Source organism: Ancylobacter radicis (genome assembly GCF_018449475.1).
Taxonomy (GTDB): domain Bacteria; phylum Pseudomonadota; class Alphaproteobacteria; order Rhizobiales; family Xanthobacteraceae; genus Ancylobacter; species Ancylobacter radicis.
This window is the reverse complement of sequence record NZ_JAHCQH010000020.1, coordinates 274922-301914: the sequence shown is the minus strand read 5'-3', so window position 1 is coordinate 301914 and position 26993 is coordinate 274922. Positions and strand designations below refer to the sequence as shown.

The 26993-nt window shown below is 65.1% G+C and carries 26 protein-coding genes, 2 tRNA genes and 2 pseudogenes; 19 read left to right on the top strand and 11 right to left on the bottom strand.

The features are described from left to right. Positions 1–554, top strand: a pseudogene (locus KIP89_RS16220) (hypothetical protein); the annotation flags it as partial. Between the two features lie 15 nt (positions 555–569). Here KIP89_RS16220 and KIP89_RS16215 read toward each other — a convergent pair. The 3 genes from KIP89_RS16215 to KIP89_RS16205 all read right to left on the bottom strand — a co-directional run bounded on the left by KIP89_RS16215 (position 570) and on the right by KIP89_RS16205 (position 1645). Beyond that, the gene (locus KIP89_RS16215) at positions 570–1079 is read right to left on the bottom strand and encodes a DUF4145 domain-containing protein (RefSeq protein WP_213756604.1); all 510 of its coding nucleotides are present in this window, start codon (positions 1077–1079) and stop codon (positions 570–572) included. A 184-nt stretch (positions 1080–1263) separates the two neighbouring features. Further along, a tRNA-Arg gene (locus tag KIP89_RS16210) sits at positions 1264–1336 on the bottom strand. Positions 1337–1393: 57 nt separating this feature from the next. Continuing rightward, complete coding sequence (locus KIP89_RS16205; protein WP_213756603.1) at positions 1394–1645, bottom strand: transcriptional regulator; 252 nt, start codon at positions 1643–1645, stop codon at positions 1394–1396. 80 nt (positions 1646–1725) lie between these two features. On the opposite strand from KIP89_RS16205, the gene KIP89_RS16200 reads away from it, so the two are divergent. The 5 genes and pseudogenes from KIP89_RS16200 to KIP89_RS20190 all read left to right on the top strand — a co-directional run. Next, positions 1726–2289, top strand: coding sequence for a hypothetical protein (locus tag KIP89_RS16200; protein WP_213756602.1), 564 nt, complete (start codon positions 1726–1728; stop codon positions 2287–2289). Continuing rightward, on the top strand, positions 2286–2480 hold the full coding sequence (locus tag KIP89_RS16195; RefSeq protein ID WP_213756601.1) for a hypothetical protein: 195 nt from the start codon (positions 2286–2288) through the stop codon (positions 2478–2480). The genes KIP89_RS16200 and KIP89_RS16195 overlap by 4 nt, the downstream gene beginning before the upstream one ends. 150 nt (positions 2481–2630) lie before the next feature. Beyond that, positions 2631–3272 (top strand): hypothetical protein, encoded by a 642-nt coding sequence (locus KIP89_RS16190; protein WP_213756600.1) that lies wholly within the window; start codon positions 2631–2633, stop codon positions 3270–3272. 20 nt (positions 3273–3292) lie between these two features. Beyond that, a complete protein-coding gene (locus KIP89_RS16185) occupies positions 3293–3559 on the top strand; it encodes a helix-turn-helix transcriptional regulator (protein WP_213756599.1) in 267 nt (88 codons plus the stop codon). After that, a pseudogene (locus tag KIP89_RS20190) lies at positions 3559–4503 on the top strand (site-specific integrase); the annotation flags it as partial. The gene KIP89_RS16185 and the pseudogene KIP89_RS20190, both read left to right, overlap by 1 nt. A 200-nt stretch (positions 4504–4703) precedes the next feature. Here the strand turns inward: KIP89_RS20190 and KIP89_RS16175 are convergent. The 3 genes from KIP89_RS16175 to KIP89_RS16165 all read right to left on the bottom strand — a co-directional run bounded on the left by KIP89_RS16175 (position 4704) and on the right by KIP89_RS16165 (position 5765). Then, positions 4704–4779, bottom strand: a tRNA-Ile gene (locus KIP89_RS16175). A gap of 148 nt (positions 4780–4927) precedes the next feature. Beyond that, positions 4928–5272: an acyl-CoA thioesterase gene (locus KIP89_RS16170; RefSeq protein ID WP_369807178.1), complete on the bottom strand. Its 345-nt coding sequence runs from the start codon at positions 5270–5272 to the stop codon at positions 4928–4930. Positions 5273–5537: 265 nt separating this feature from the next. After that, a complete protein-coding gene (locus tag KIP89_RS16165) occupies positions 5538–5765 on the bottom strand; it encodes a helix-turn-helix transcriptional regulator (protein ID WP_213756597.1) in 228 nt (75 codons plus the stop codon). 89 nt (positions 5766–5854) lie between these two features. Between KIP89_RS16165 and KIP89_RS16160 the strand changes: the two genes are divergently transcribed. From KIP89_RS16160 to mnhG, 6 genes are read left to right on the top strand one after another with little or no spacing between them, the layout of a single operon-like run. Further along, positions 5855–8773 carry a monovalent cation/H+ antiporter subunit A gene (locus KIP89_RS16160; RefSeq protein WP_213756596.1) on the top strand — a complete coding sequence of 973 codons (2919 nt, stop codon included), beginning with the start codon at positions 5855–5857 and terminating at the stop codon, positions 8771–8773. Continuing rightward, positions 8764–9105, top strand: a complete 342-nt coding sequence (locus KIP89_RS16155; RefSeq protein WP_213756595.1) for a Na+/H+ antiporter subunit C — start codon at positions 8764–8766, stop codon at positions 9103–9105. The genes KIP89_RS16160 and KIP89_RS16155 overlap by 10 nt, the downstream gene beginning before the upstream one ends. Further along, positions 9105–10736 carry a monovalent cation/H+ antiporter subunit D gene (locus tag KIP89_RS16150; protein ID WP_213756637.1) on the top strand — a complete coding sequence of 544 codons (1632 nt, stop codon included), beginning with the start codon at positions 9105–9107 and terminating at the stop codon, positions 10734–10736. The genes KIP89_RS16155 and KIP89_RS16150 overlap by 1 nt, the downstream gene beginning before the upstream one ends. Continuing rightward, on the top strand, positions 10733–11230 hold the full coding sequence (locus tag KIP89_RS16145) for a Na+/H+ antiporter subunit E (RefSeq protein WP_213756594.1): 498 nt from the start codon (positions 10733–10735) through the stop codon (positions 11228–11230). The genes KIP89_RS16150 and KIP89_RS16145 overlap by 4 nt, the downstream gene beginning before the upstream one ends. Further along, entirely contained in the window at positions 11227–11508 is a 282-nt protein-coding gene (locus KIP89_RS16140) for a K+/H+ antiporter subunit F (protein ID WP_213756593.1), read from the top strand. The genes KIP89_RS16145 and KIP89_RS16140 overlap by 4 nt, the downstream gene beginning before the upstream one ends. Continuing rightward, the gene (mnhG, locus tag KIP89_RS16135; RefSeq protein ID WP_213756592.1) at positions 11505–11870 is read left to right on the top strand and encodes a monovalent cation/H(+) antiporter subunit G; all 366 of its coding nucleotides are present in this window, start codon (positions 11505–11507) and stop codon (positions 11868–11870) included. Before KIP89_RS16140 ends, mnhG begins: the two co-directional genes overlap by 4 nt. On the opposite strand, the gene KIP89_RS16130 is transcribed toward mnhG, so the two are convergent. Both KIP89_RS16130 and KIP89_RS16125 read right to left on the bottom strand, forming a co-directional pair. Then, entirely contained in the window at positions 11854–12129 is a 276-nt protein-coding gene (locus tag KIP89_RS16130; protein ID WP_250152551.1) for a hypothetical protein, read from the bottom strand. The two genes, mnhG and KIP89_RS16130, sit on opposite strands and share 17 nt — an antisense overlap. Positions 12130–12195: 66 nt before the next feature. Next, a complete protein-coding gene (locus KIP89_RS16125) occupies positions 12196–14115 on the bottom strand; it encodes a sigma-54-dependent Fis family transcriptional regulator (RefSeq protein WP_213756591.1) in 1920 nt (639 codons plus the stop codon). Between the two features lie 241 nt (positions 14116–14356). Here KIP89_RS16125 and adh point away from each other — a divergent pair, with 241 nt between their 5' ends. Beyond that, the gene (gene adh / locus KIP89_RS16120; protein ID WP_213756590.1) at positions 14357–15874 is read left to right on the top strand and encodes an aldehyde dehydrogenase; all 1518 of its coding nucleotides are present in this window, start codon (positions 14357–14359) and stop codon (positions 15872–15874) included. A gap of 123 nt (positions 15875–15997) precedes the next feature. Beyond that, positions 15998–16408 (top strand): DUF779 domain-containing protein, encoded by a 411-nt coding sequence (locus KIP89_RS16115; protein ID WP_213756589.1) that lies wholly within the window; start codon positions 15998–16000, stop codon positions 16406–16408. A 208-nt stretch (positions 16409–16616) separates the two neighbouring features. Here the strand turns inward: KIP89_RS16115 and KIP89_RS16110 are convergent, their stop codons facing one another. The 3 genes from KIP89_RS16110 to KIP89_RS16100 form a co-directional block, all read right to left on the bottom strand. Continuing rightward, complete coding sequence (locus tag KIP89_RS16110) at positions 16617–16952, bottom strand: hypothetical protein (protein ID WP_213756588.1); 336 nt, start codon at positions 16950–16952, stop codon at positions 16617–16619. 236 nt (positions 16953–17188) lie between these two features. Continuing rightward, complete coding sequence (locus KIP89_RS16105) at positions 17189–18121, bottom strand: response regulator (protein ID WP_213756587.1); 933 nt, start codon at positions 18119–18121, stop codon at positions 17189–17191. Next, positions 18111–21497, bottom strand: a complete 3387-nt coding sequence (locus KIP89_RS16100; protein ID WP_213756586.1) for a hybrid sensor histidine kinase/response regulator — start codon at positions 21495–21497, stop codon at positions 18111–18113. Before KIP89_RS16100 ends, KIP89_RS16105 begins: the two co-directional genes overlap by 11 nt. Positions 21498–21971: 474 nt before the next feature. On the opposite strand from KIP89_RS16100, the gene urtA reads away from it, so the two are divergent. The 5 genes from urtA to urtE all read left to right on the top strand — a co-directional run bounded on the left by urtA (position 21972) and on the right by urtE (position 26948). Then, complete coding sequence (gene urtA / locus KIP89_RS16095; RefSeq protein WP_213756585.1) at positions 21972–23252, top strand: urea ABC transporter substrate-binding protein; 1281 nt, start codon at positions 21972–21974, stop codon at positions 23250–23252. Positions 23253–23351: 99 nt separating this feature from the next. Next, the gene (gene urtB / locus KIP89_RS16090) at positions 23352–24278 is read left to right on the top strand and encodes an urea ABC transporter permease subunit UrtB (protein ID WP_213756584.1); all 927 of its coding nucleotides are present in this window, start codon (positions 23352–23354) and stop codon (positions 24276–24278) included. Positions 24279–24288: 10 nt separating this feature from the next. Continuing rightward, the gene (urtC, locus tag KIP89_RS16085; protein WP_213756583.1) at positions 24289–25467 is read left to right on the top strand and encodes an urea ABC transporter permease subunit UrtC; all 1179 of its coding nucleotides are present in this window, start codon (positions 24289–24291) and stop codon (positions 25465–25467) included. A gap of 13 nt (positions 25468–25480) precedes the next feature. Further along, positions 25481–26248, top strand: a complete 768-nt coding sequence (gene urtD, locus KIP89_RS16080; RefSeq protein ID WP_213756582.1) for an urea ABC transporter ATP-binding protein UrtD — start codon at positions 25481–25483, stop codon at positions 26246–26248. 10 nt (positions 26249–26258) lie between these two features. After that, on the top strand, positions 26259–26948 hold the full coding sequence (gene urtE / locus KIP89_RS16075; RefSeq protein ID WP_213756581.1) for an urea ABC transporter ATP-binding subunit UrtE: 690 nt from the start codon (positions 26259–26261) through the stop codon (positions 26946–26948). Positions 26949–26993 lie beyond the last annotated feature (45 nt).

Sequence of the window (26993 nt, the reverse complement as noted above, 5' to 3'; positions counted from 1 at the left end):
TCGGCCGCGTCATCGACAAGCTGGCGGACATGTCGATCAATACGCTTTTCGACAGCAAGACGGGCGCTCTGGGCTCGCTCATCACCTCGGCATTCAGCGGTACGCCCAAGTTCGCCGAAGGCGGCTTCACGGGCGCGGGCGGCAAGTACCAGCCGGCCGGCGTGGTTCATCGTGGTGAGTATGTCTTTGATCAGCAGTCGGTGCGCGCCGCTGGCGGGCCTGCCGTGCTGGACGCGATGCGGGCGGGGCTCAAAGGCTATGCTTCCGGCGGGGCGGTTTCCGTGCCGTCGCCCTCGGCGCTGCTTTCGTCGGTGCGGCGTCCCGTCGCAAATGGCACTGCCCCGCCGCGTGTCACCGTGAACAACTACAACGCTCCGGCCGGCTATCAGGGGGACGCGAAGGTTTCGACAGGCGCCGATGGCTCGCTGCAGGTTGATGTGCTTTGGCGGCAGCTTGAAGACCGGATGGCGCAGAGCGTTACCAAGCGCGGCAATCTCGGCCGAGCTATGGAAGCCCGCTATGGGCTCAACCCCGCTCGGGGGCAGGGGCGGTAACCGGGGTCGGGCGGTTTACTTAGACAACGGCTTGCCGGCGGCCTTAAGTTTTTCATCTAGGGCGCGCTTTCTGGCGGCGGCTTCGGCTGGTCGGACATAGAAATGATCAAACATTTCTTCGATTATTTCTAAGCACCACTCCGCCTCTTCCGGCTCGACATCAATAATTTGCAAGGATGTAACATCGTTAATAGGATGTGCAGAGAAGTTTCCGAAATTTCGAATGGCATCAACAGTCATTCTGAGGATCGTTGATGGAGCTTTGGATGTGTCCGCTTCATCAAGAAATAAGGAAATTTCTTTCGATAAATCTTTTGCAATATATCCATTCGCTCGAAGTATATTCTGCAGGCAGCGCCTTGATAGAGCGGCGGATGCCTTTGGGCTAAATGAAATTACTTCACATGCTTCTCTGTAATCGTCTGCAATAGAAGTCGGAACAAGATTCGATACAGGGCCCCGTGATCCAACTTTTGGAAGTAAGTTGGTCCAATTGTCGACAGAAGAACCGTCCGTGTACTGCAATACGTCCTCTTTGCAATTGGGGCAGGTACATATACGATATCTCCACTCATGGAATCTTTGGTCCTTATATATAAATCTGCTCGGGTACCAAATTGTGTGTATGGCAATAGTGCAGTGCGGGCATTTCATATCAAATTACCCTAGTGAATTTCAAAGAAAATGGCGGGTATAGTTGATGTTTGCCGGCCCCCAGTCGGATTTGAACCGACGTTTCCCGATTAGAAGTCGGGCGTCCTAACCGGGCTAGACGATGGGGGGAGAAATCTCCCCGATGGGCCGTGCAGTATTATCTAACTGCACCGGATCACCTTTCGTCAACTCTTCCTCAACCGCACCCCGGGACCCTCGCCGTTCTCGGCGACGAAGATGACGCCAGCGGCCTCAAGGGCGCGTTTCACCGCCGCAACATTGTTCGTCAATCCTGTGGCAGGCCCGGCGCTCGCCTCCATGCGCCGCAGAGTCGGCACCGAAATGGAAGCGGCATCCGCCAGTTCGGCCTGACCGAGGCCCGCAAGCACGCGGCCTGCAGCAATCTGGCGGCCGGTCAACTGATCGTTTTCGCTCACTTTGATTGCTACCTATTGACATCCGCTCATTGTGAGCGAAATATATCAACATTAACGTTTTCAATCAATGGAGCACGCGCATGGGCACCCATGATCGCGAACGGGAGAAGTGCATCCCCAGCCGGCGCGAGGCGCTGCGCACAATCGGCCTCGGCACGATGGCTGCTGCCGTGCCGGCCGGCGCGCTTGCCCTCGCTGGCGAGCCGCATCCCGACGCCGAACTTATCCGCCTCGGCGCCGAGTTCGACCGCTTGCACGCCACCTGGCTGCCGCTATGGCGGCGCTGGACGGAGATCGAGCTTGCTACCCGAGCCATGGCTGAGAGGCTCTCCGCAGGACATGGAGAAGCGGGCTGGTACCTGTACAAGCACTATCGCACCGCCTCGGCCGCCAATGGCCTCGACGCCAGCATGGAAGCGGCCGATGCCGTGCTCAGGCAGATGAGGGATCTGGCGGAGAAGATCCACGCCATTCCGGCGCAGGGGCTCGCGGGGCTCTACGTGAAGGCTCGCGTTGTGCTGCATGAAAGTGTCCCGACGTGTGAGTGGTATGGCGTCGCCGACAACGACATGGATTGGGATGTGCTCGTGTTCATCCGGTTCGTGCGGGAGATGGCGGCCTTGGCCGGGGAGGCGCGGGCATGAACGCGCACACCCGCGAATTCGTGATGGTGGAGCGCCTGGCCCTGCGCCAGCGGGTTGAGCGCGCCATCGAGTCGCTCATCTTCATGCTCGATCAGCTTGATGGCGATCCAGACATCGAGGACGACGACTTCCCCGAGGATGACGACCCGGCGGAGGATGATGATCCCGCAGGGGGTAACGAGCACGCCTAGATGGGGGGCGGTGATATCGGAATTCCGATATCGAGTGTGGAAAACGTCGCTCTAATTGCTGGGTCAATCCCATTAATTGTTGATTTAACGCCGGCGGACATCCTATCATGGGACTAATGACGGATTGCGCCCAGAAACTAGAGGCCCGCTATGAAACTCAACACTTTTGGCGCCCAGATGGTCGCCATGCTCGGCATCGAGATGAGCACCTTCACCGAAACCTCGCGCGCCCTGCGGGAGCAGAGTGCGCAGTTTGAGCATGATCCGAGCGGCCGCTTCGGCCCCGACATCCTGAAGGGGCGGGTTGGCCCCGGCGGCGGCATCGATGTGGACCCGTTCCGCGCAGCCTTTATGCTTATCGCGCTCATCGGTGGCGGGCTCCGCAAGGAGGCTGCCCGCAACGTTTGGCGCATCTGGCACTTCCGCCTGCCTGGCTACACGCGTGGCGGGTTTGTTGGCGAAGAGCCCCAGGCGCAGCCCTTGCCCTCGTGCGGGCTGACGGGTGAGGGGCGGTTCGGCGAAGCCGTTCTCAAGATCATCGAAGATGAAGACCTCGCCGCCCGCGTCACTCTGCTGTCGGTCAGCCCGCTCGGTGCGGAGATCGTGTTCGATGGCGGCGAAGTTTCGCGCTTCACGGCCGGGATACCGAGCATGAATCGGCCGCGCTTCTATTACGAAGCCAAGGTTGATGGCGTGATCATTCAGGGTTGCGCGCGGCTCTTCGGCGGGTCTGCAACTCGCCCGAATCGTCTGGTGCCGGCGGTGACCGCCGCTCAGGGCGAGTTGGTGTGAGGCACTCGCAACAGGGCTCAATGCTGGAGAAAGGGGTTCGCCCGGTGACCGCCCGCTCCCTGAGGCAACAGACGCTGCCGCGCTTCGCCCTTCGCCGGGATGAGGCGGCCGCCAGCCTGAGTGTGTCCCCGTCGACCTTCGATAATTGGGTGGCCGAAGGCAAGATGCCGGCCGGCCTTAAGATCGGTGCAATCATGCTTTGGGACGTGCAGGCGATCCACGACCATTGGCAGGCGCTCCGCGAGGCCCCCCTCGCGCATAATCCGCTCGATGGCCGCGTGCTCTGATGGCCGAGATCAAGCTCCGGCATCTGAGCCCCGACACCGACGCGCGCGGAAATGTGCGCTGGTATGTCCGGGTTCCGGGCCGCAAGAAGGTGCGCATCCGCGCCGCGCTCAATGAGGATGGCTCGCTCTCTGACGCCTTCGTGGCGGCATACTTCCGCGCTCTGCGCGGCGTTCCTGAGGATGGCCGGCCAAAGCTGGAGCGAGTGCCCGATGGCAGCTTTCAGTGGGCATTGAACCGCTATTATGCGTCTTCGCTCTTCAAGGGCCATGAGCCCGCGACGCAGCGCGACAAGCGCAGCGTGCTGGATCGGTACGCCGTCAACGCCGGGCCGCTCCCGCTGGCCGCTTTCCGCCGTAGCGATATTGAGAAGAGCCGGGACAAGCGCCGGCAGACGCCCGGCGCCGCCGACAAGCTGGTGAAGTACCTTAAAGCATTCTTCGCCTGGTGCGTGCTTGAGGGCTTGCTGAAGGCAAACCCAGCGGCCGGCATTGGCAAGATCAACACGTCGAGCGAGGGGTTCCACGCCTGGACGGTGGAAGAGGTGCGGCGGTTCGAGATCGCGCACCCGATCGGCAGCATGGCGCGGCTGGCGCTGGCGCTCCTACTCCACACAGGCGGGCGGCGCGGCGACATCTATGCGCTTGGGCCGCAGCACGTTGAAGGCGGATACTTCGCGTTCACACAGGAGAAGAATCGCAACCGGCGCCCCGTGCGGATCGAGATCCCCGTGCGCGCCGAACTGCGCAAGATCATTGCCGCCACGCCCATTGGCGAGCGGTCCTTCGTCGTGTCGGCACATGGCAAGCCCTACACGAAGGAGAGTTTCGGCAACCGCTTCCGTGACTGGTGCAATGAGGCTGGCCTGCCGCATTGCTCGGCCCATGGCGTCCGTAAGGCGGCGGCGACGATCCTCGCCGAAAGCGGGGCTACGGCTTCCGAGCTCTGCGCCGTGTTCGGCTGGTCGAAGCTGGAGACGGCTGAAATCTACGTCCGCAAAGCGCAGCGCAAGCTTATGGCCGCGAACGCCTTCGCCCGGCTTGACGCTCTGGCGGCCCGTCCGATTGTCCCACTTTCGCCTGTCTCGCCGAACGGCGGGGCAAAAGGAGCAAAAAACGATGGAAAATCAAAGCCCCTCGGAAAATCTGGTGGGCCCGGTAGGACTCGAACCTACAACCAGACCGTTATGAGCGGTCGGCTCTAACCATTGAGCTACAGGCCCACGGCGCCGCTTAGGCGCGAGGGAGGCACGTTATCAAAGGCGGCACCGCCCGCCAACCGCGCGTGGCGGACGGTCCACACGCATCCGATCATCCGTTCGACCCCATCGGCGCGCCCCGACTGGCGCGCAAGGATAGGGTCCTGAGCCGTCAGTCCACCGACGAGGAATCGACCGCCCGCGGCCGGCGATCCGCTCCGATCGCGACGAAGGTGAAGATCGCCTCCGTGACCTTGTTCATGACTTCCTCCTCGCGCGGGCGTCGCCAGGCTTCCACCCGTATGCGCAGCGAGCTGCGACCAACCGACAGCACATCACCGTAGAAACTGACTTCATCGCCCACCAGCACAGGGCTGATAAAGCTCATGCCCTCGACGGCAACGGTGGCGACGCGCCCCTTGGCTCGCCGGGTCGCCACGTTGCCGGCCGCCAGATCCATATGCGCCATCAGCCAGCCGCCGAAAATGTCGCCCGCCGGATTGGTGTCGGCGGGCATGGCGACGGTGCGGATGACCGGACTTTCTCGATGCGGATCAGTGACGTGATTCATTATTCTGCCTGGTGAGGAGAGGCGACGACGGCATGAAGCCGCCGGCTAGGGTAGATCGGACCGGCATTGAAAGTAACTCCGTACCCTGGCGACATTCGCAGGGGGCTGGAAAAATTCCGCATCCCTTTCACGGCGCGGCGCGAAGCAGAGCGGCCCCAAGGCGTCGACGGAGGCAGGCGGGGCCCGGCCCACCGCAACGCGGCACGCCCGCTCAGCGGATGCGCACGCCGGGGCCATGTTCGCCGGACGGCAGCAGCATCACTCCGGCCTCCTGCAGCGTGCGGACGATCTGCGTTTCCGTCCCGCGATGCAGGACGTGACGATGGCATTCGAAGTCCCGCACGGTGCTGCGCGAGACCCCCGCCTCCTCCGCCAGCCGCTCCTGGGTCCAATTCAGCAGTCCCCGAGCGGCCCGGCACTGTTCCGGCGCCAATTCCATGGCTTTTGCCTTGCGTGACGACACGCAAATCAACCATAATGGGCGAAATCACGCAAGATCGGGGCGATAGCAGGAGGGCAGACGCGCAAATGTCGAATGGCTGGTTGCTCCTCGCCGCGCTGGTTCTGCCCTTCGCGGGCGCCCTGCTGGCGGGCTTCCTGCCGACCAATGCGCGTAACGCTGCCGCCGTCCTCGCCGGTGCCATCGCGGTCGCCGGCTGCGCCATCATCGTCGCGCTCTATCCCGATGTGGCCGCGCAGGAGCCCGTGCGTCTGCGTCTCGACTGGCTGCCCATGCTGGGGCTCGACTTCACCCTGCGGCTTGACGGCCTGGCCTGGCTTTTCGCCCTGCTGATCTTCGGCATCGGCGCGCTCGTGGCGCTTTATGCGCGCTATTACATGTCGCCGGACGACCCGGTTCCGCGTTTCTTTTCCTTCCTGCTCGCCTTCATGGGCGCGATGGTGGGCGTGGTGATCTCCGGCAACCTCATCCAGATCGTGTTTTTCTGGGAGTTGACCAGCCTCTTCTCATTCCTGCTGATCGGCTACTGGCACCACAGCGCCATGGCCCGCGACGGCGCGCGCATGGCGCTGATCATCACCGCGGCGGGCGGGCTGTGCCTTCTGGTCGGCGTGCTGCTGGTCGGGCGCATCGTCGGCAGCTACGATCTCGACGAGGTGCTGGCCTCCCGCGAACTGATCCTCGACAGCGACCTCTACACGACCGCGCTGGTGCTGATCCTGCTCGGCGCCTTCACCAAGAGCGCCCAGTTTCCGTTCCACTTCTGGCTGCCGCACGCCATGGCGGCGCCGACGCCTGTATCCGCCTATCTGCATTCCGCGACGATGGTGAAGGTGGGCATATTCCTGCTCATCCGGCTGTGGCCGGTGATGGCCGGCACGGATGCCTGGTTCTACATGGTGGTGCCGGCGGGCCTCATCACCCTGCTGCTTGGCGCCTTCGCGGCGATCTATCAGCAGGACCTCAAAGGCCTTCTGGCTTATTCGACCATCAGCCATCTCGGGCTGATCACCTTGCTGCTCGGCCTTGGCAGCCCGCTGGCGGCGGTCGCGGCCATCTTCCACACCATGAACCACGCCATCTTCAAGGCATCGCTGTTCATGGCGGCGGGGATCATCGACCACGAGACCGGCACCCGTGACCTGCGCAAGCTGAGCGGGCTCTACCGCTACATGCCCTTCACCGGCACCCTCGCCATGGTGGCGGCCGCCTCCATGGCCGGCGTGCCGCTGCTTAACGGATTCATTTCCAAGGAGATGTTTTTCGCCGAGGCGGTGGCGGACCATACCGGCTCGCTGCTCGATGACAGCCTGCCCTATTGGGCGACACTGGCCGGCGTCTTCAGCGTCACCTACTCGCTGCGCTTCATACTTGGCGTGTTCTTCGGCCCGCCGCCAATCGATCTGCCGCGCCGGCCGCATGAACCCGCGCACTGGATGCGCTTCCCGATCGAACTGCTGGTGCTGATCTGCCTGCTGATCGGCATCGTGCCGAGTTTCACGGTCGGTCCGCTGCTGGCGACGGCGGTCGAATCCGTGCTGGGCGGCTCAACACCCTATTACAGTCTGGCCCTGTGGCATGGCTTCACGCTGCCACTATTGATGAGTTGCATTGCCCTTGGCGGCGGCATCCTGCTGTACCTCGCCCTGCGCGACTATCTCAACAGCGGCATTGAGGGGCCGCCGGTGATTCGCGGCCTCAAGGGACAGCGCATCTTCGAGAAGGCCCTGGCAACGCTGGCGCTGCAATGGGCGCCTGCGGCGGAAGGGGCCCTCGGCACGCGCCGTCTTCAGCCGCAAATGCGGCTTGTGGTGCTGCTGGCGGCACTCGCCGCTTTGTCGCCGATCCTCGTCGGCGGGGTGGCGGGCACCGGCACGCTGCCGGCAACCCCGGTCGAGCCGGCCTTCGCGCTGATGTGGATCGTTGGTGCGGGCTGCGCCCTCGCCGCCGCCTATCAGGCGAAATATCACCGCTTCGCCGCCCTCGTTCTGGTCGGCGGCGCTGGCCTCGTCACCTGCCTGACCTTTGTGTGGCTCTCGGCGCCGGACCTCGCCGTGACGCAGTTGCTGGTGGAGATTGTCACCACGGTCCTGCTGCTATTGGGCCTGCGCTGGCTACCGAAGCGGATCGAGGACAACTACCCGACGCGGCCGCCGCTCTCGACCCTGATGCGCCGCTATGCGGATTTCGGCATCGCCTGCGCCTTTGGCGGCGCCCTCGCCTTCCTGTCGTATTGCATGATGACGTGCCCGCTGCCGGAGAGCATCTCGCGCTTCTTTGTCGAGCGCGCCTATACGGAGGGCGGCGGCACCAACATCGTCAACGTGATCCTGGTCGATTTCCGCGGCTTCGACACGATGGGCGAGATCGTCGTGCTGTGCCTGGCGGGGCTGACCGTCTTCGCGCTGCTGCGCCGGTTCCGGCCAGCGCCGGAAAGCGAGGAACTGCCCGAGCAGCAGCGTCTTCAGGATGCGCTGGACGACGCCGCGCCGGACCGCACGCCGGGCGACACGGTGAGCGACTATCTGCTCATTCCGCGCCTCATCATGAACTGGCTGTTTCCGGTGGTGGCCGTTCTGGCGGTGTACCTGTTCATGCGCGGCCACGACCTGCCCGGCGGCGGCTTTGCGGCGGGCATCACCCTCTCGATCGCCTTCGTCATCCAATATATGGCGAGCGGCACGCGCTGGGTGGAGGACCATTTACGGGTCCTGCCGCTGCGCTGGATGGGGCTCGGCCTGCTGACCTCGGTGGGAACCGGCATCGGCTCCTGGGTGTTCGGCTACCCCTTCCTCACCTCGCATTTCCAGTATCTGGACCTGCCGGTGCTCGGGAAGATACCGCTCGCGACCGCCCTGCTGTTCGATCTCGGCGTGTTCGCGCTGGTGGTCGGCGCCACCGTGCTGATCCTCATCGCCCTCGCGCACCAGTCGCTGCGCTCCACGCGCGCCTCGCAGGCCACGGAAGGAGGCGAGAGATGGAGATAGTCCTCTCCCTCGGCATCGGCATTTTAGCCGCCTCGGGTGTGTGGCTGGTGCTGCGTCCGCGCACCTTTCAGGTGATCATCGGCCTCTCGCTGATCTCCTACGCCGTCAACCTGTTCATCTTCTCGATGGGCCGGGTGACGCTCGATGCGCCGCCGATACTGGCGCCGGGCGGCATCGGCGATCCCACGAAGATGGCCGATCCGCTGCCGCAGGCGCTGGTCCTCACCGCCATCGTCATCGGCTTCGCCATGACGGCGCTGTTTCTCGTGGTGCTGCTCGCCGCGCGCGGGCGCACCGGTACCGACCATGTCGACGGGCGGGAGGCTGAATGATGCGCAGCCCAGTCGACCATCTCGTTATCGCCCCCATCCTGCTGCCGCTGGCGGTGGGCGCCTTCATGCTGCTGCTGGGCGAACGGCGGCGCCGCATCAAGATGGCCCTCAGCCTGGGCACCGTCGCGGCGCTGCTGGTCATTTCGATGGCGCTTGTGGCGATCGCCAACACGCCGGTGGGAGACCGCTGGTCCTCCCTTATCGTCTACCCTCTGGGCAACTGGCCACCCCCGTTCGGCATCGTGCTGGTGGCGGACCGGTTATCGGCCTTGATGCTGCTCGTCACCTCCATCCTCGGCTGCGCCGCACTGGTGTTCTCGCTGGCCCGCTGGCACCGGGCGGGGCCGCGTTTTTACACCCTGTTCCTGTTCCTGCTGACCGGCCTCAACGGCGCCTTCCTTACCGGCGACCTGTTCAACCTGTTCGTCTTCTTCGAGATCCTGCTCGCAGCCTCCTACGGCCTCGTGCTGCACGGTTCCGGGACGGCACGGGTCCGCGCCGGCCTGCACTACATCCCGATCAACCTCGTGGCCTCGTCGCTGTTTCTGGTCGGGGTGAGCCTGATCTACGGAGTGACGGGCACGCTCAACATGGCCGATGTCGGCCGGATGGTACCGGCGCTCTCCAGTCCGTCGCTGGTGCTGTTCGAAATCGGCGCCGGCATTCTGGGCGTCGCCTTCCTTGTGAAGGCGGGCATGTGGCCGCTGAGCTTCTGGCTGCCGACCACCTATGCCGCCGCGAGCACTCCGGTGGCGGCGATGTTCGCCATCATGACCAAGGTCGGCGTCTACGTCATCCTGCGGCTGTTCCTGCTCGCCTTTGGCGAGGAAGCCGGCGCCGCCGCTGGCTTCGGCGCGGAATGGCTGTATTTCGGCGGCCTGGCGACCATTGTGTTCGGCGCTATCGGCGTGCTGGCGTCGCAATCGCTGCAGCGGCTTGGCGGTTATAGCGTGCTGGTTTCCTCCGGCACCCTGCTGGCGGCGATCGGCACCGGCAATAGTGCGGTGATCTCGGGAGCCCTGTTCTATCTGGTGGTCTCGACGCTGGCGATCTGCGCCTATTTCCTTCTGGTCGAACTGGTTGAACGCGGGCGCCAGGCGGGGGCGGATGTGCTTGCCGTCTCGCAGGAAGTGTTCGGCGACCCGGACGACGAGATCGAGGATGAGGAGGACGAGGTGGGCGTCGCCATCCCCGCCACCATCGCCATGCTGGGCGGCGCGTTTGTCGCCTGCACCGTGCTGCTCGCCGGCCTGCCGCCACTCTCGGGCTTCATCGCCAAATTCGCCATGCTCTCGGCCCTGCTCAACGAAGCCGGCAGCATCAAGCCGGATGACTGGGCTTTCGTGATCCTGCTGATGCTGTCGGGCTTTATCACGCTGGTCGCGATGAGCCGCTCGGGCATACGCGCGCTGTGGGTTCCGTCCGGCGACGAGATTCCACGGGTACGGGCGATCGAAATCCTGCCGATCGGCGCGCTGCTGTTCATCTGCGTGGGCCTGACGATCCTTGGCGGACCGGCCATGCGCTATATGGAGGCCACCGCGCAGGTGCTCTACTGGCCGCAGGTCTATGCCCAGGACGTACTCGGCACCGGCGCACCGGTGCGGGTCCCCTCGGAGGCCGCGCCATGAGCCTGATCCGCCGCGTGCTGCCATTTCCGCTGATGTTCCTTGCACTTGTGGTGATGTGGCTGCTGCTGAAGCAGAGCGTCGCCCCCGGCACGGTGCTGTTCGGCGCGCTGGTGGCGTTCGGCGGCACCTGGGCGATGGTGGCGCTCGATCCGCCGCCCGCCCGTCTGCGCCGCCCCCGCGCGGTGCTGCAGCTCGCGGGACGCGTTTTCATCGACGTCTTCCGCTCCAACCTTGCGGTAGGGCGGATTATTCTGGGCGAGGCGGAACGGCGGACCCATGCCGGTTTCATGAGCCTCCGCCTGGAGATGACGGACCGCTACGGCCTCGCCGTGCTGGCGATCATCCTCACCTGCACGCCGGGCACGCAATGGGTGAGCTACGACCCTTCGCGCGGTACACTTCTGCTGCATGTGCTTGATCTGGTTGACGAACTGGAATGGGCGGAGCTCATCAAGCTGCGCTATGAGGTCTTGCTTCGGGAGATCTTCGAATGAGCGTCCTCATCCTCAGCTGGTCGCTGACCCTGGCGCAGATCATGCTGGCGGTCTCGATGGGGCTGTGCGCCGTGCGCTTCCTGCGCGGACCACGGGCGCAGGACCGTATTCTCGGGCTCGACACGCTCTATGTGAACGCCATGCTGATGCTCATCACCATCGGCATCGGCTCGGGCACCACGCTCTATTTCGAAGCCGCCCTGCTCATCGGCACGCTCGGCTTCGTGGCGACGGTCGCCATGGCTAAGTTCTTGATGCGCGGGGAAGTTATCGAATGAGCGAGGCACCCGACCTGCCGCTCTGGGCGGCTCTCCTAGTCTCCGTGCTGGTCCTGCTCGGGGCGGTGATCGCGCTGATCGGCTCGATCGGGCTGCTGCGGCTGCCGGATTTCTATTCGCGGGTGCACGCCCCCTCGCTGGGCGCGACGGTGGGGGCGGGGTGCCTGCTGGTCGGCTCGATGATCTGCTTTTCGGTGCTGCAGGGGCGGATGCTGGTGCATGAACTGCTGATCGCGCTGTTCCTGACCATCACCACGCCGGTGACCCTGATGCTGCTGGCCCGCGCCGCGCTGCATCGCGACCGGGTCGAGCGCAACGGGGACGCGCCGGAGCGCGACCCCGAACCTATTGATATCGCTTAGCTATCGACGCGGATCGGCCGGCGATTGCGGCGTGCCGTCGGGGGGAGCCGTCGACGGTTTGCAGCGTATCGGCCGCGAAACGCCCGCCGGTGCGCTCATTGCGGGCGCCGTCCTTGGGATCGTTGTCGTTGTGGATCTCGTCGAGCGGCGGGGCCTTGGAATCGCTCACATCGGTGGTCCGATCCTCAAGGACGGCATCGACATTGGCGGGGTCGACCACCACCGGGTTCTGGTCGAGAATGCGCGGGTCGCGAACCATGTGCTTGCCTCCATTGGTGTTTTCCATGGGGGCAACGGATGGCGGGGCGTTCGGGTTCCGCACGGTTCAGGCATTCAGCAGGCGGCGATAGAGCGTCGAGCGGTTGATTCCGAGCCGCCGCGCGGCCTGCGAGACGTTGCCGCCGCAGGCGTCCAGCATGCGCCGCATGGCCTCTACGGTGAGGGTGTCGAGGCTCTCCGGGGGAGCGGCGCGTGAGTGCAGTGAGGCGGACGATGAGGCCAGTGTGCGCCAGTCGGTGGCGCGTGTGTCCGCTCCCCGGATCTCCGGCGGCAGCATGTCCGGCCCGACCGGGCGGAACGGATCGGCGAGCGCGGCGAGAGCCCGCAGCGTGCCGGCGAGCTGGCGGAAATTGCCCGGCCAGCCATAGGTGGCGAGACGGTCGAGGCAGTCCGGGGCGAGGCTGAGCCGCTCGTCGGGCACGAGGCGGCGCCACAGATGGGCGATGGTGGCGGCGCGATCGTCGAAGGCGCGCAGCGGCGACAACTCCAGCGTGTAGTGGGCCACTCGGAAATACAGGTCGGAGCGGAAGCCGCCCGCCTCCGCCAGCGTGCGCAGATCGCGATGGGTGGCGCAGACCAGCGCGAAGTCGACCTTGACCGGCTTGCCGCCGCCGAGCGGGGCGACTTCGCGCTCCTGCAACACGCGCAGCAGGCGCGATTGCAGCGGCAGCGGCATGTCGCCGATCTCGTCGAGAAACAGCACCCCGCCTTCCGCCTCGCGCAGCAGGCCCTTGCGGCCGTGCCGGCGGGCGCCGGTGAAGGCGCCGTCCTCATAGCCGAACAGTTCGGCCTCGATCAGCGTCTCGGGAATGGCCGCGCAATTGACCGCCACGAAGGGACCGCCCGCGCGGCCGGTGCGGCGGTGAATGTCATGCGCCACCATCTCCTTGCCGGTGCCGGTCTCGCCGATGATGAGAACGGGGACGTCGGCCTCGACCATGCGCACGGCGCGGGCGACCATGTCCCGGTCAGCCGGACGCAGCAGCGGCCCCTCCTCGCGGGGGCGTTCCTCGTGGCGCGGCGGGGGCGGCAGGCGCAGGCCGGCGGTGGAGCCCGACGGCCCGGCAGGCGGATCGAGCCGGCAGTAAAGCTCACGTCCATCAGGGCCGCGCAGCACATGGGCGGCGGAATCGGCCCGCGGCAGGCCTTCGAACAATTCGCCCGCCCTGAGCACGCCGAGCGCCGACCAGCCGGCTCCGACCAGATCGAGCCCGGTGCGGCTCGCCGCCACCAGACGGTCGTCCTCGAACACCAGCACGCCCTCGCGCGCGGTGCCCAAAAGCGCGCGGTCGGCCTGGAAGCGGAGCACGCGGCGGCCGCCGAAATCCTCGTCAAAGAAACGATGCTCGATCTGCTCGACCGCCAGGCGCACGAGGCCGAGGGCGTGGCGATGATCGACCGCGGCCGGGCCGGACAGGTCGAGCGCGCCGACGGTGCGGCCATAGGGGTCGATAATGGGCGCGGCCGAGCAGCTGAGAATGCCATGCGGGTCGTAATAATGCTCGCCGCCATGCACGGCGATCGGCAGGCCTTCCACCAGCGCGGTGCCCACCGCATTGGTGCCGGTCGAGCTTTCGCCCCAGAACACGCCCGGCCGCAGCGCCACCTGGGCGGCGCGGGCGGCGAAATCGGCATGGCCGAGCGCGTCGAGGATCAGGCCCTCATCATCGGTGAGGATGACGACGCAGCCGGTCTGCATGGCGTCGGCATAGAGGCTTTCGATCTCCGGCCGGCACAGGCGGCGCAGCCGCTCATGGCGCTCGCTCACCTCGCGCAGTTCGCGGCTGGTGAGCGGCTCCAGCCGGGGCAGCGCGGCACTGTCGAGGCCACGCGCGGCGCAACGCTGCCAGGAGCGCAGGATCGGCTCGGACAGCGCCGAGGCGACCAGAGGCCCCTCCGCCCTGCCCTGAAGAAAGAACTGCTTTCGCGCCGCGAGCACGGCCCGCGGGGTCGGTTCCGTCCGCATGCGATCCTCCCGTGTGTTGCATTTTGCAACACGTGTCGCAGGCATTGTTGTTCTATCCGACAGTTTTTACCAAGTTTTGACCGCCCGTCCAGCGGTATCGCGATGGCACGACTGCGTGATGATTGCTTGTGCCTTTGGTTTCAATATTTTCCCGTCCTGCAATAACGATTTTGTGCAGCGCGGGATGACACTGGCACAGGCGGTGCAATCTTGGTGCTCCCAGCCTGGGAGGAACAAACATATGAACAAGCCAGAAATCACCATTACCAAGCAGTCCCCGTTCAAGGCCCGCTACGGCAATTTCATCGGCGGCAAATTCGTCGAGCCGGTGGCCGGACGCTATTTCGACAACACCTCCCCCATCACGGGCGCCAAGATCTGTGAGATCGCCCGCTCCGACAAGGACGACATCGAGAAGGCGCTGGACGCCGCCCATGCCGCCAAGGACGCCTGGGGCCGGACCTCGTCCACCGAGCGCGCGCTGATCCTCAACAAGATCGCCGACCGCATGGAGGAGAACCTCGACCTCCTCGCCCTCGCCGAGACGTGGGACAATGGCAAGCCGATCCGCGAGACCACGGCCGCCGACATGCCGCTGGCCATCGACCATTTCCGCTATTTCGCCGGCGCCGTGCGGGCGCAGGAAGGCGGCATCAGCGAGATCGACCACGACACCATCGCCTATCATTTCCATGAGCCGCTGGGCGTGGTCGGCCAGATCATCCCGTGGAACTTCCCGATCCTTATGGCGGTGTGGAAGCTGGCTCCGGCGCTCGCCGCCGGCAACTGCGTGGTGCTCAAGCCCGCCGAGCAGACCCCGGCGAGCATTCTCGTGCTGGCCGAGCTGATCGCCGACCTGCTGCCGCCCGGCGTGCTGAACATCGTCAACGGCTTCGGTCTGGAAGCAGGCAAGCCGCTCGCCTCCTCGCCGCGCATCGCCAAGATCGCCTTCACCGGCGAGACCACGACGGGCCGGCTGATCATGCAGTATGCCAGCCAGAACCTGATCCCCGTGACGCTGGAACTCGGTGGCAAGTCGCCGAACATCTTCTTCAGCGACGTGGTGGCCGAGGACGACGATTTCTTCGACAAGGCGATCGAAGGCTTCGTCATGTTCGCGCTCAACCAGGGTGAGGTCTGCACCTGCCCGAGCCGCGCGCTGATCCAGGAAAGCATCTATGACCGCTTCATGGAAAAGGCGCTGAAGCGGGTGGAAGCCATCGTGCAGGGCTCGCCGCTCGACCCGGCGACCATGATCGGCGCGCAGGCCTCCTCCGAGCAGCTCGAGAAGATCCTGTCCTATATCGACATCGGCAAGCAGGAGGGCGCGCAGGTGCTCACCGGCGGCGCGCGCAACGAGTTCGGCGGCGAACTGGCCGGCGGCTATTATGTGAAGCCCACCGTGTTCAAGGGCCACAACAAGATGCGCATCTTCCAGGAGGAGATCTTCGGACCGGTCGTGTCCGTGACCACCTTCAAGGACGACGCCGACGCGCTCTCCATCGCCAATGACACGCTGTACGGCCTCGGCGCCGGCGTGTGGACCCGCGACGGCAACCGCGCCTACCGCTTCGGCCGCGCCATCCAGGCCGGCCGCGTGTGGACCAATTGCTACCACGCCTACCCCGCCCATGCGGCGTTCGGCGGCTACAAGCAGTCCGGCATCGGGCGCGAGAACCACAAGATGATGCTCGACCACTACCAGCAGACCAAGAACATGCTGGTGAGCTACAGCCCGAAGAAGCTCGGCTTCTTCTGAGCGCGGCCTCGCCTCCGCCGGGCTCCTCGTGAGCCCGGCTTTCCTCTCGCCACATTGGCGTGACCGACTGACGCCGTCCCGGTTCCCTTCACCGGGGCGGCGGCTCTTTATCGGGAGGACCGGATGGACATGATGACCAAGGACGCGCCGGCGGACACGGTGCCGCGCGTGCTGGCGACTCCGGCGGCGCTGGAGCTGATCGCCACCCTCACCGCCGAGCACGGCCCGGTGCTGTTCCACCAGTCCGGCGGCTGCTGCGACGGCTCCTCGCCCATGTGTTACGCCAAGGGTGACTACATTGTCGGTGACGAGGATGTGCGGCTCGGCGCGATCGGCGGGGCGCCGTTCTATATGAGCCCCTCGCAATTCGCCTATTGGCAGCACACCCAGCTGATCATCGACGTGGTGCCCGGCCGCGGCGGCATGTTCAGCCTGGAGAACGGGCGCGACCAGCGTTTTCTCACCCGCTCGCGGCTGTTCGGCGACGAGGAGACCGAGCGCCTGACACCGATCGGCCGGGGGCCCGCGGACTAGCGCATTTTCGAGCGAAGTGGATTCCGGTTCGCGTGAAGAAAATGCGTCAGAACAATGGGCTAGAGCTTTTTCGGTGAACCGGAGTTCTCCGAAAAAGCTCTAGCGCGGGCGCGACCACGCGCTGCCCCATCTCAGACGGCATGAAAAAGGCGCCATCCTGGGGGGGATGGCGCCTTTCTTCATGGGAGCCTTGGGGCGGGGCGTCCCATTACTGGCAGAGCAGGATGTCCTGTTCGCGGGTGAGGCGGTAATTGTCGCTCAGCTTCACCACGTAGCGCACGTCGCCGGCGCTGTTGAGGCAGTAATCGACCAGCCGTCCATCCGCCCAGGCGATGCGGACCGCGCGCGGATTGAAGCAGATGTTCTGAAGCTGAAGGCGCTCGCCATTGCTGCCCGAGCGGATCTCGACCACGCAGGTGCGGTCGACCATCTGCTGGAGCGCTTGGCCGGGCGTGCGCGGCTGGGCCTGCGCGCCGCTGATGGCGGCCAGCGCGGTGGCGGCGGTGAGAGCGGCGCAACCAAGCGCGCCAAGCCATTTATACACGGTTTCCTCCCGGTAATGTCCGGTGTTTGCACAGAGGTTACACGTTGTTAGGCATCGCGCAACAATTTAGTTCGAAAGTCGTTCTAATTTTCATCAAAATTTCAAACTTTCAGCCTGCGATTTAATCGCGCGCGGCCAATTCCGCAGCGTCAGCGGGCGGCAAAAGCACGCGCCCGCCCGCGCCAAAGCACGGCCGGCGCTGCGTCAGGTGAGACAGTAACCTATTGGAAACGTGCCTATTTCGGCGCCAGCGCGGTGACCGCCAGCGCCGTCGCGGCGGCCCGGTTCTCGACCCCGATCTTGGAGTAGATCTGTTCGAGGTGCTTGTTCACCGTGCGCGGCGACAGGCCGAGAATTTCGCCGATATCGCGGTTCGCCTTGCCGCGGGCGACCCACATCAGCACTTCCGCCTCGCGCCCGGTGAGGTTCAGCTTGGCCTTGAGCACCTGCTCGGGCGGCAGGCTCTCATCCTCAAGGATGCGCAGCAGCAGTTCCTCCGGGCCGATCTGCCCGACATAGGAGAGCTTCAGCCGGCGCGGGCTGCCCTCCAGCGGCAGGTCGATGGCATCGGGCGCCGCGCCCGCCTCGTCGCCCCGGCGCCCGGCCAGCCAGCGGCACACCGGCTCGGGCAGCATCAGGCTGTCGCCCGGCGGCGAGGTGGTGATGGCGGCGAGCAGCGTGGTCGCCTGCGGCGTGCTCCACAGCACCCGCCCGGCGCGGGTGGCGGACAGCAGGAAACGGCCGGAGGCGTCCAGCGCGGCGCGGGCGCTGTGAGTCTGCCGGGCATTGGACAGATGCACGCGGATGCGGGCGATCAGCTCGTCCGGCGAGATCGGCTTGGTCACATAATCGACCCCGCCCGCCTCCAGCCCCTTCACGATCTGCTCGGTCTCCGACAGGCCGGTCATGAAGATCACCGGCACATGGGCCACGGCCTTGTTGCGCTTGAGCTGGCGGCAGGTCTCGAAACCGTCCATGCCGGGCATCACCGCGTCCATCAGAATGACGTCGGGGGTAATGCGCTCGACCAGGGCGAGCGCGTTGGCGCCCTCCACCGCCACCAGCACGGTGGCGCCAGCCGCCTCCAGCGCATCCGTGAGGAGGCTGAGCGTCTCGGGGGAATCGTCCACCACGAGGATGATGTCGCGGCGCTCCACGCTATGCATCATTGCTGCGCAACGCCTCCAGGACGGCCATGTATTGCTTGAGGTCGAAGGTTTCCATGAGATCGCGCATATGCGCGACGAAGGCGCCGTTCTCGGGGGCGTCGCCCTCGATCTCGGTGAGCTTGGCCTTGATGCCGCGCACATAGCCGATCTCGCCGAGCTTCATCAGATCCTCGACATGGCGACCCGCCGGCGGGCGCAGGCTGGCGATCGGCACCGGCGCGCTCGCCGGCAGCATCTCGCCCTCGCCGATCCATTGCAGTTCCAGCAGCTTTTCCAGCTTCTCCAGCAGGCCGCGCAGATGCACCGGCTTGACCACCTGATCGTCATGCTGGCGGGCCGCCAGCCCCTCGCGGATCTCGCCGGCATTGGCCGAGATCATGACGATCTTCAGCCGCGCGAAGCCCTCGTCGCGCACGAGGCGCACCACCTCCCAGCCATTGAGGCCGGGCATGGAGATGTCGAGCAGCAGCACGTCCGGGTCCCATTGCCGGACCATGTCGAGCGCGGCGACGCCATCGACCGCGGCGAGCACGGTGAAGCCGAGCGGCACCAGCAGCTCATGCATCAGGTCGCGATGGGCGGCGTCGTCATCGGCCACCAGAATCGTGCGGCGCGGGCCGGCATAGCCGACGATCCGCCGGTGCTGGATCGGCCCGAGGCGCGAGGGGTTGGTCACTTCCGACAGCATCAGCTTGACGCGGAAGATGCTGCCCTCCCCCGGCGCCGAGGTGAGCGCGATCTCCCCGCCCATGATCTCGGTCAGCAGCTTGGTGATGGTGAGGCCGAGGCCGATGCCGGCGGTGGAATAGGTGCCCGCCCGCTCCCCGCGCTCGAACGGCTCGAAGATGCGCTTGTGGTCGGCGGCAGGAATGCCGATGCCGGTATCCTCCACCTCGAACTCGGCCACCTGGTTGCGATAGGCGACGCGCAGCGCCACCCGCCCGCTGGCGGTGAACTTGATGGCGTTGGAGAGCAGGTTGATGAGGATCTGCCGCAGCCGCTTCTCGTCGGTATAGACCACCGCCGGCAGGCGCTCGGGCCGGACATAGACGAAGTCGATGCCCTTCGCGGTCGCCTGCAGGCGGAACATGTCGACCACCTGGTCGAGGAACTCGCCGATGCGCACCTCGTCGCGCGACAGGTGCAGTCGCCCGGCCTCGATCTTGGAAATGTCGAGCAGGCCGTCGATCAGCCCCGACAGATGCTCGGCCGAGCGGCGCACCACCCGCACCGCGTCGCGCCGGTGCACGGGAATGGCGGAATCACGCTCCAGAAGCTGGGCATAGCCAAGAATGGCGTTGAGCGGCGTGCGCAGCTCGTGGCTGATGCCCACCACATAGCGGCTCTTGGCCAGATTGGCCGCCTCGGCGACCTCCTTGGCCTTTTGCAGCTTGGCATCGGTGCGCTTGTGCGCCTCGATCTCGCGCATCAGCAGCGCGGTCTGGCGGTGGCTCTCCTCCTGCGCCACGCGCCGGCTCTCCTGCGCCAGCACGAACAGCCAGGCGGCAACGCCGGCGATGATGAGCAGGATGAAATACAGGGTGAACAGCACGCTGCCGACCGCCGCCCGCTCGTCCGGCGGAGCGAAGCTCGCCTGGAGATAGATGACGCCGAGGATCGCCGCGATGACCAGAGCGAGCAGCGACAGCACGCCGATATAGTGGCCGATGCGCGAATTGATCTGCGCCACCGCCCAGCCCGGCAGCGTCTTGCGCAGCACGGCGAGGATCTGGTCGGGAAAGCGCGCGTCTTCCTTGCAGCGGTCATGGCAGCGCGCATCGAGCGAGCAGCACAGCGAGCAGATCGGCCCGGCATAGACCGGGCAGTGCGCCATGTCCTCCGGCTCGAATTTATGCTCGCAGATACAGCATTTGAGCGTGGTGCGGGACTGCCAGTTCCGGGTGGTGCGGCGGGCAATGTAGTAGCGGCCCTTGGTGCCGAAGGCGATGGCCGGGGCGGTGACGAAGGAGACCACCAGCGCCAGGAAGGGCGAGAAGGCCTGCGCCACCGCGCCGAACAGGCCGCTGAAGGCCATGCTGCCGAGCACCGTGCCGGCCAGCACCGCGCCGAGCCCGACCGGGTTGATGTCGTACAGATGCGCCCGCTTGAACTCGATGCCGGCCGGGCTCCAGCCCATCGGCTTGTTGACCACGAGATCGGCCACCAGCGCCGCCACCCACGCCACCGCGATGATGGCGTAGAGGCCGAGGATCTGCTCCAGCACCTTGTAGATGCCGAGCGCCATCAGCAGCAGCGCGATGGTGACGTTGAACACCAGCCAGACCACGCGGCCGGGATGGCTGTGGGTCAGCCGGGAGAAGAAGTTCGACCAGGCGATCGACCCCGCATAGGAGTTGGTCACGTTGATCTTGAGCTGCGCCAGAATGACGAACACGCCGGTGAAGGCCAGCGCCACCGGTGGCGAGAACACCGTCTCGAACGCCACCAGATACATCTGGGTCGGCTCGGCGGCGTGCAGGAACGGCACGCCGTGGGTGAGCGCGAAATAGGCAAGGAAGGAGCCGGCGATCATCTTTATGGCACCGGGCACGATCCAGCCCGGCCCGGCCGAGAGCAGCGCCAGCCACCACACGCCGTTGCGCACCAGCGCGGAGCGCCCCGGTGCCCGGCGCGGCAGGAAGCGCAGGAAGTCCACCTGCTCGCCGATCTGCGCCACCAGCGCGAACACCACGGTGGTTGCGGCGCCGAACAGCAGCGGATCGAACGAGCCATCGGTGGCGCCGATCCGCCCGGTATAGTTCTCCCACCCCTCGAAGGCATCGCCATGGAAGGCGAAGATGAAGATGAAGGGGATGATGTTCAGCAGCAGCCAGAAGGGCTGGGTCCAGAGCTGGAACCGGCTGATGAAGGTGATGCCATGCGTCACCAGCGGGATGACCACCAGCGCGCTGATGAAATAGCCGACCATCAGCGGCACGCCGAAGCACATCTCCAGCGCCAGCGCCATGATCGCCGCCTCGATGGCGAAGAACAGGTAGGTGAAGGAGGCGTAGATCAGCGAGGTGATGGTCGAGCCGATATAGCCGAAGCCGGCGCCGCGGGTCAGCAGATCGATGTCCACGCCGAATTTGGCGGCGTAATAGCTGATCGGCAGGCCGGCGGCGAAGATGATGAGGCTGACCACGAGGATCGCCGCCACCGCATTGGGAAAGCCATAGGCGAGCGTGATGGCGCCGCCGATCGCCTCCAGCGCCAGAAACGAGACCGCGCCCAGCGCCGTGTTCGCCACGCGCAGCGCGGACCAGCGGCGCGCACTCTTCGCCGTGAAGCGGAGCGCGTAATCCTCCAGCGTCTCGTTGACGACCCACTGATTGTAGCGGCGCCGAACGCGAACGATCTTCTGTTCTGCCGCCATGGGGGTTTGCCTCGCCGCTTCGACGCCCGACATGCTTACGCGCTCGCCCTCCCCAGCACTTTCTTGTTGTTGCACCGCTGCATTGGGCTGGTGTTTCAGCCCACCGCACCACACCAAGCACAAACCGTTCCACCCTGTGCAGCGGAACCGATTTTACCATTCAGGACGGGATGACGGCCTGTCGCACCCTCCCGTCATCCAATAATATTCACGGCAGACTGCCGCCGAAACAGACAAATTGTCGCTAAATTTTCGAATAGACACGGGTTTTTCTTCGCGCGCGCGCGCGAAAAGCTTCGCCTTCACGGCAACACGGGCTGCCGTAGCGTAGGACCGACTGTGAGGCCGCGCTGTGAATTCCCCTATACGTCAATCGACGTATTGCTGCGCCGCCGCATCGCCCCCCACGATCCGCACAATGCAAGCACATCGAGAAGCTTGTTGATGCCACGTCAAACCCGTGGAGGGGAACGTATGTCTTCCGAGAACGACAATCCGTCAAAGCTTTCCAGCACGCGCCGCAAGCTTTTGATGGGAATGGCCGCGCTTCCGGCCGTGCCCATGCTGGCGTCGAGCGGGCTCTTTTCCTCGCCGGCCTATGCCCAGACGCCTGCGACGTCGGCCGTCAACACGACGGGACTTGCCGTCACCGACACGGAAGTGACGGTTGGCATCCTTCACTCGGTCACCGGCACCATGGCCATTTCCGAGACCGGCTCGGTGCAGGCCGAGAAGCTCGCCATCGAGCAGATCAACGCCATGGGCGGCGTGCTCGGCCGCAAGATCAAGTACATCCAGGAAGACGGCGCGTCCGACTGGCCGACCTTCGCCGAGAAGGCCAAGAAGCTGCTGGTCAACGACAAGGTCGCGGCCGTCATGGGCTGCTGGACCTCGGCCTCGCGCAAGGCGGTGCTGCCGGTGTTCGAGCAGTATAACGGCATGCTGTACTACCCGACCTTCTATGAAGGCCTGGAGCAGTCCAAGAACGTCATCTACACCGGCCAGGAAGCCACGCAGCAGATCCTCGCCGGCCTCGACTGGGTCAACAAGACCAAGAGCGCCAAGAGCTTCTACCTCATCGGCTCGGATTACATCTGGCCGCGCACGTCGATGAAGATCGCCCGCAAGCACATCGAGGCGCATCTGGGCGGCAAGGTCTCCGGCGAGGAATATTTCCCGCTCGGCCACACCCAGTTCAACTCGGTGATCAACAAGATCAAGCTGACCAAGCCGGACGTGATCTACGCCGCCGTGGTCGGTGGCTCGAACGTCGCCTTCTACAAGCAGCTCAAGGCCGCCGGCATCGACCTCAACAAGCAGACACTGCTGACCATCTCGGTCACCGAGGACGAGATCGACGGCATCGGCGGCGAGAACTTCGCCGGCGCCTATAGCTGCATGAAGTACTTCCAGTCGCTCGACAACCCGAACAACAAGGACTTCGTCGCCGCTTTCAAGAAGATGTGGGGCGAGAAGACCGTGATCGGCGACGTCACCCAGGCCGCCTATCTCGGGCCGTGGCTGTGGAAACTCACCGTCGAGAAGGCCGGCTCCTTCGACGTCGACAAGATCGCCGAGGCCTCGGCCGGCATCGAGTTCCCCAAGGCGCCGGAAGGCTACGTCAAGATCCACCCCAACCACCATCTGTGGTCCAAGACCCGCGTCGGCCAGGCGCAGCTCGACGGCCAGTTCAAGGTGGTGTTCGAGACCCCCGAGCTGATCGAGCCCGATCCGTTCCCGAAGGGCTACCAGTGATCGGCTGACGTTCCCACCCGGAGAGGGCGCGCGCCCTCTCCGGGGCTCTTTCCGTTGACGGAGACCGCGCCGCTCGCGCGCACGCCGGGGGATTCCTGAATGTTTTCTGAATATTCGCTGACGGAGCTGAGCTCCATTTTCCTGATGCAGGGCTTTGCCGGGCTGATCCTGTTCTCGGTCTTCCTGCTGATGGCGCTGGGGCTGGCGATCATCTTCGGCCAGATGGGCGTCATCAACATGGCCCATGGCGAGTTCATGATCCTCGGCGCCTATGTCACCTATTTCACCTCGCAATTCTTCCTGAATTTCATTCCCGGCCTGTTCGGCATTTACTTTTTCATTGCGATGATACTGGCCTTCTTCGTCACCGGCGCACTCGGCATGGCGGTGGAATGGCTGATGATCCGCCGGCTCTACAAACGCCCGCTCGACACGCTGCTGGCCACCTGGGGCCTCAGCCTGATCCTCCAGCAGCTCTACCGCACGGTCTTCGGCCCGCGCGAGGTCGGCGTCGAGCTGCCGAGCTGGATGATGGGCTCGCTCCCGGTCACCGAGGTGGTCGAGGTGCAGATCAACGGCCTGTTCGTCATGGGCCTGACCATCGCCATTACCGTCGCCGTCGCCGTGCTCATGTACAAGTCGAGCTGGGGCAAGCAGGTGCGCGCCGTGGTGCAGAACCGCGTCATGGCCGGCGCCGTCGGCATCAATACCGAGAAGGTCGACCGCTACACCTTCGGCCTCGGCTGCGGCATCGCCGGGGTGGCCGGCTCGGCCTTCACCATGATCGGCTCGACCGGCCCGACCTCCGGCCAGCTCTACATCGTCGACACCTTCCTGGTCGTCGTCTTCGGCGGCGCGCAGAGCCTGCTCGGCACCATCGCTTCCGCCTTCACCATCTCGCAGGCCCAATCGACCATGGAGTTCTTCCTCTCCGGCTCGATGGCCAAGGTTCTGACGCTGCTCGGGGTGGTCATCATCCTGATGCTGCGACCCCAGGGCCTGTTCGTCATCAAGGTCCGTCGTTGAGGAGGCGTCCATGACCATTCCTGCCCCCAAATCCGCACGCACCTTCTTCCTGCGCCCGCAGGACATGATCGGGATCGCGCTGCTCGCTCTCCTCCTGCTCGTCGTGCTGCCGCTGGCGCTGGACAATTTCCGCCTGCAGTTCGTCGGCAAGTACCTGACCTACGCATTCGTGGCGCTCGGCCTCGTGCTGTGCTGGGGCTATGCCGGCATTCTCTCGCTCGGCCAGGGCGTGTTCTTCGGCCTCGGCGGCTACTGCATGGCGATGTATCTCAAGCTGGAAGCCTCCAGCCCCGAGAACACCAAGATCCAGTCGACGCCGGGCATCCCGGACTTCATGGACTGGAACCAGATCACCTCGCTGCCGTGGTTCTGGGAGCCGTTCCGCAGCTTCGGCTTCACCACGCTGGCGGTGATCGTGGTGCCGGCGATCTTCGCCTTCATCGTCGGCTTCGCCATGTTCAAGCGGCGGGTGGGCGGCGTCTATTTCGCCATCATCACCCAGGCGCTGGCCGCCATCCTCACCATCCTGATCATCGGCCAGCAGGGCTATACCGGCGGCATCAACGGCATTACCGACCTGCGCAGCCTGCACGGCTGGGACATCCGCACCGACAGCGCCAAGACCATCCTCTACTTCATCTGCGTCGGCCTGCTGCTCGCCTGCATCCTGCTCGCCTATTTCGTGAAGTCCTCCAAGCTCGGCCGCATCCTCGTCGCCATGCGCGACAAGGAGGACCGGGTGCGCTTCTCGGGCTATGACGTCTCCTCGTTCAAGATCTTCGTCTTCTGCCTCGCCGCCTCGCTCTCGGCCATTGGCGGGGCGATGTTCACGCTGCAGGTCGGCTTCATGTCGCCCTCCTTCGTCGGCATCGTGCCCTCCATTGAGATGGTCATCTACACGGCGGTCGGCGGGCGCCTCTCCATCCTCGGCGCCATCTACGGCACGCTGCTGGTGAACTGGGCGAAGACCTCCTTCTCCGAGAGCTTCCCCGAACTCTGGCTGTTCGGCCTCGGCGGCCTGTTCATCGCCGTGGTGCTGATCTTCCCGAACGGCATTGCCGGTCTCTGGCAGAGCTATGTCGCCCCGCGCCTTGGCCCGCTGTTCGGTGGCGCCCCCACCCGCCGGGCCGCGCCGCCCTCCGCCAGCCCGCCGGCCTCCGGGCCGATCGCTCCCGCCGCCGCCGAGTGAGGAGAACCGCGCCATGAACACCCAACTCATCACCGACACCATGAACAAGGACTTCGTCCTGGCGGTGGAAGGGCTCACCGTCTCCTTCGACGGCTTCAAGGCGGTCAACGACCTGTCCTTCTATGTCGACGAGAACGAGATCCGCGTCATCATTGGCCCCAACGGGGCCGGCAAGACCACGGTGCTCGACCTCATCTGCGGGCGCACCAAGGCGACCACCGGCTCGATCCGCTTCAAGGAGCGCGAGCTGACCCGGATGAAGGAGCACGAGATCGTCCGCGCCGGGGTGGGCCGCAAGTTCCAGAACCCGTCGATCTATGAAGATCTCACCGTCTTCGAGAACCTGGAAATCTCCTACCCCAAGGGGCGCACCGTGGTCGGCGCCCTCACCTTCCGCCGCGACACCGCGGTGAAGGAGCGGGTGCAGGAGATCGCCGAGACCATCTTCCTCGCCGACCAGCTCGACCAGCGCGCCGAATATCTCTCGCACGGCCAGAAGCAGTGGCTGGAGATCGGCATGCTGCTGATCCAGGACCCGGAACTCCTGATGCTCGACGAGCCGGTGGCCGGCATGAGCGTGTCCGAGCGCAAGAAGACGGCGGAACTGCTCAACACCATCATCAAGAACCGATCGGTGATCGTCATCGAGCACGACATGAAGTTCGTCGAGGACATCGCCCACAAGGTGACGGTGCTGCACCAGGGCAAGATCCTTTCGGAAGGCTCGATGGCCAAGGTCCAGGCGGACCCCAAGGTCATCGAAGTCTATCTCGGCCATTGAGGGACGCCCCATGCTGAACGTCTCCAACCTGCACGTCTCCTACGGCGAGAGCGAAGTCCTGCACGGCCTGAACTTCAACGTCGCGCCCAACGAGATCATCGCCATCATGGGCCGTAACGGCATGGGCAAGACCACGCTCATGAAGTCGCTCATGGGCATCGTGCCGACCAAGAGCGGCACCGTCACCGTCGGCTCGACCGACGTGACCAAGCTCAAGAGCTATGAGCGCGTCGCCAATGGCGTCGCCTATGTGCCGCAGGGCCGCATGATCTTCTCCACCATGACGGTGCAGGAGAACATCGAGACCGGCCTGATCCCGCGCGGCGAGAGCAAGGTGCCGCCGGACATTTACGAGCTGTTCCCGGTGCTGCTGGAGATGAAGGGCCGTCGCGGCGGCAACCTGTCCGGCGGCCAGCAGCAGCAGCTCGCCATCGCCCGCGCGCTCGCCACCGCGCCCAAGGTGCTGCTGCTCGACGAGCCGACCGAGGGCATCCAGCCCTCGATCATCCGCGAAATGGCCCGCACGTTGAAGCGCATCCGAGACGAGCGCGGCCTGTCCATCGTGGTGTCCGAACAGGTGCTGTCCTTCGCCCTCGACATCGCCGACCGCGTGTTCGTCATCGAGAATGGCGAGATCGTCCATGAGGACCTGCGCGCCGACATCGACGAGGCCAAGGTCGCCCGATTCCTGTCGGTTTGAGTTTTGTCGGTCTGAGCCCCCGCCGGACCGCTTTTACCAAGCCTG

Bases quoted from the DNA above. Each gene is read 5' to 3' on its own strand.
- KIP89_RS16200 (WP_213756602.1), top strand. From the start codon at position 1,726: ATGGGCACCCATGATCGCGAACGGGAGAAGTGCATCCCCAGCCGGCGC.
- KIP89_RS16195 (WP_213756601.1), top strand. From the start codon at position 2,286: ATGAACGCGCACACCCGCGAATTCGTGATGGTGGAGCGCCTGGCCCTG.
- KIP89_RS16190 (WP_213756600.1), top strand. From the start codon at position 2,631: ATGAAACTCAACACTTTTGGCGCCCAGATGGTCGCCATGCTCGGCATC.
- KIP89_RS16185 (WP_213756599.1), top strand. From the start codon at position 3,293: ATGCTGGAGAAAGGGGTTCGCCCGGTGACCGCCCGCTCCCTGAGGCAA.
- KIP89_RS16170 (WP_369807178.1), bottom strand. From the start codon at position 5,272: ATGCCCGCCGACACCAATCCGGCGGGCGACATTTTCGGCGGCTGGCTG.
- KIP89_RS16165 (WP_213756597.1), bottom strand. From the start codon at position 5,765: ATGGAATTGGCGCCGGAACAGTGCCGGGCCGCTCGGGGACTGCTGAAT.
- KIP89_RS16160 (WP_213756596.1), top strand. From the start codon at position 5,855: ATGTCGAATGGCTGGTTGCTCCTCGCCGCGCTGGTTCTGCCCTTCGCG.
- KIP89_RS16155 (WP_213756595.1), top strand. From the start codon at position 8,764: ATGGAGATAGTCCTCTCCCTCGGCATCGGCATTTTAGCCGCCTCGGGT.
- KIP89_RS16150 (WP_213756637.1), top strand. From the start codon at position 9,105: ATGCGCAGCCCAGTCGACCATCTCGTTATCGCCCCCATCCTGCTGCCG.
- KIP89_RS16145 (WP_213756594.1), top strand. From the start codon at position 10,733: ATGAGCCTGATCCGCCGCGTGCTGCCATTTCCGCTGATGTTCCTTGCA.
- KIP89_RS16140 (WP_213756593.1), top strand. From the start codon at position 11,227: ATGAGCGTCCTCATCCTCAGCTGGTCGCTGACCCTGGCGCAGATCATG.
- mnhG (WP_213756592.1), top strand. From the start codon at position 11,505: ATGAGCGAGGCACCCGACCTGCCGCTCTGGGCGGCTCTCCTAGTCTCC.
- KIP89_RS16130 (WP_250152551.1), bottom strand. From the start codon at position 12,129: ATGGTTCGCGACCCGCGCATTCTCGACCAGAACCCGGTGGTGGTCGAC.
- KIP89_RS16125 (WP_213756591.1), bottom strand. From the start codon at position 14,115: ATGCGGACGGAACCGACCCCGCGGGCCGTGCTCGCGGCGCGAAAGCAG.
- adh (WP_213756590.1), top strand. From the start codon at position 14,357: ATGAACAAGCCAGAAATCACCATTACCAAGCAGTCCCCGTTCAAGGCC.
- KIP89_RS16115 (WP_213756589.1), top strand. From the start codon at position 15,998: ATGGACATGATGACCAAGGACGCGCCGGCGGACACGGTGCCGCGCGTG.
- KIP89_RS16105 (WP_213756587.1), bottom strand. From the start codon at position 18,121: ATGATGCATAGCGTGGAGCGCCGCGACATCATCCTCGTGGTGGACGAT.
- KIP89_RS16100 (WP_213756586.1), bottom strand. From the start codon at position 21,497: ATGGCGGCAGAACAGAAGATCGTTCGCGTTCGGCGCCGCTACAATCAG.
- urtA (WP_213756585.1), top strand. From the start codon at position 21,972: ATGTCTTCCGAGAACGACAATCCGTCAAAGCTTTCCAGCACGCGCCGC.
- urtB (WP_213756584.1), top strand. From the start codon at position 23,352: ATGTTTTCTGAATATTCGCTGACGGAGCTGAGCTCCATTTTCCTGATG.
- urtC (WP_213756583.1), top strand. From the start codon at position 24,289: ATGACCATTCCTGCCCCCAAATCCGCACGCACCTTCTTCCTGCGCCCG.
- urtD (WP_213756582.1), top strand. From the start codon at position 25,481: ATGAACACCCAACTCATCACCGACACCATGAACAAGGACTTCGTCCTG.
- urtE (WP_213756581.1), top strand. From the start codon at position 26,259: ATGCTGAACGTCTCCAACCTGCACGTCTCCTACGGCGAGAGCGAAGTC.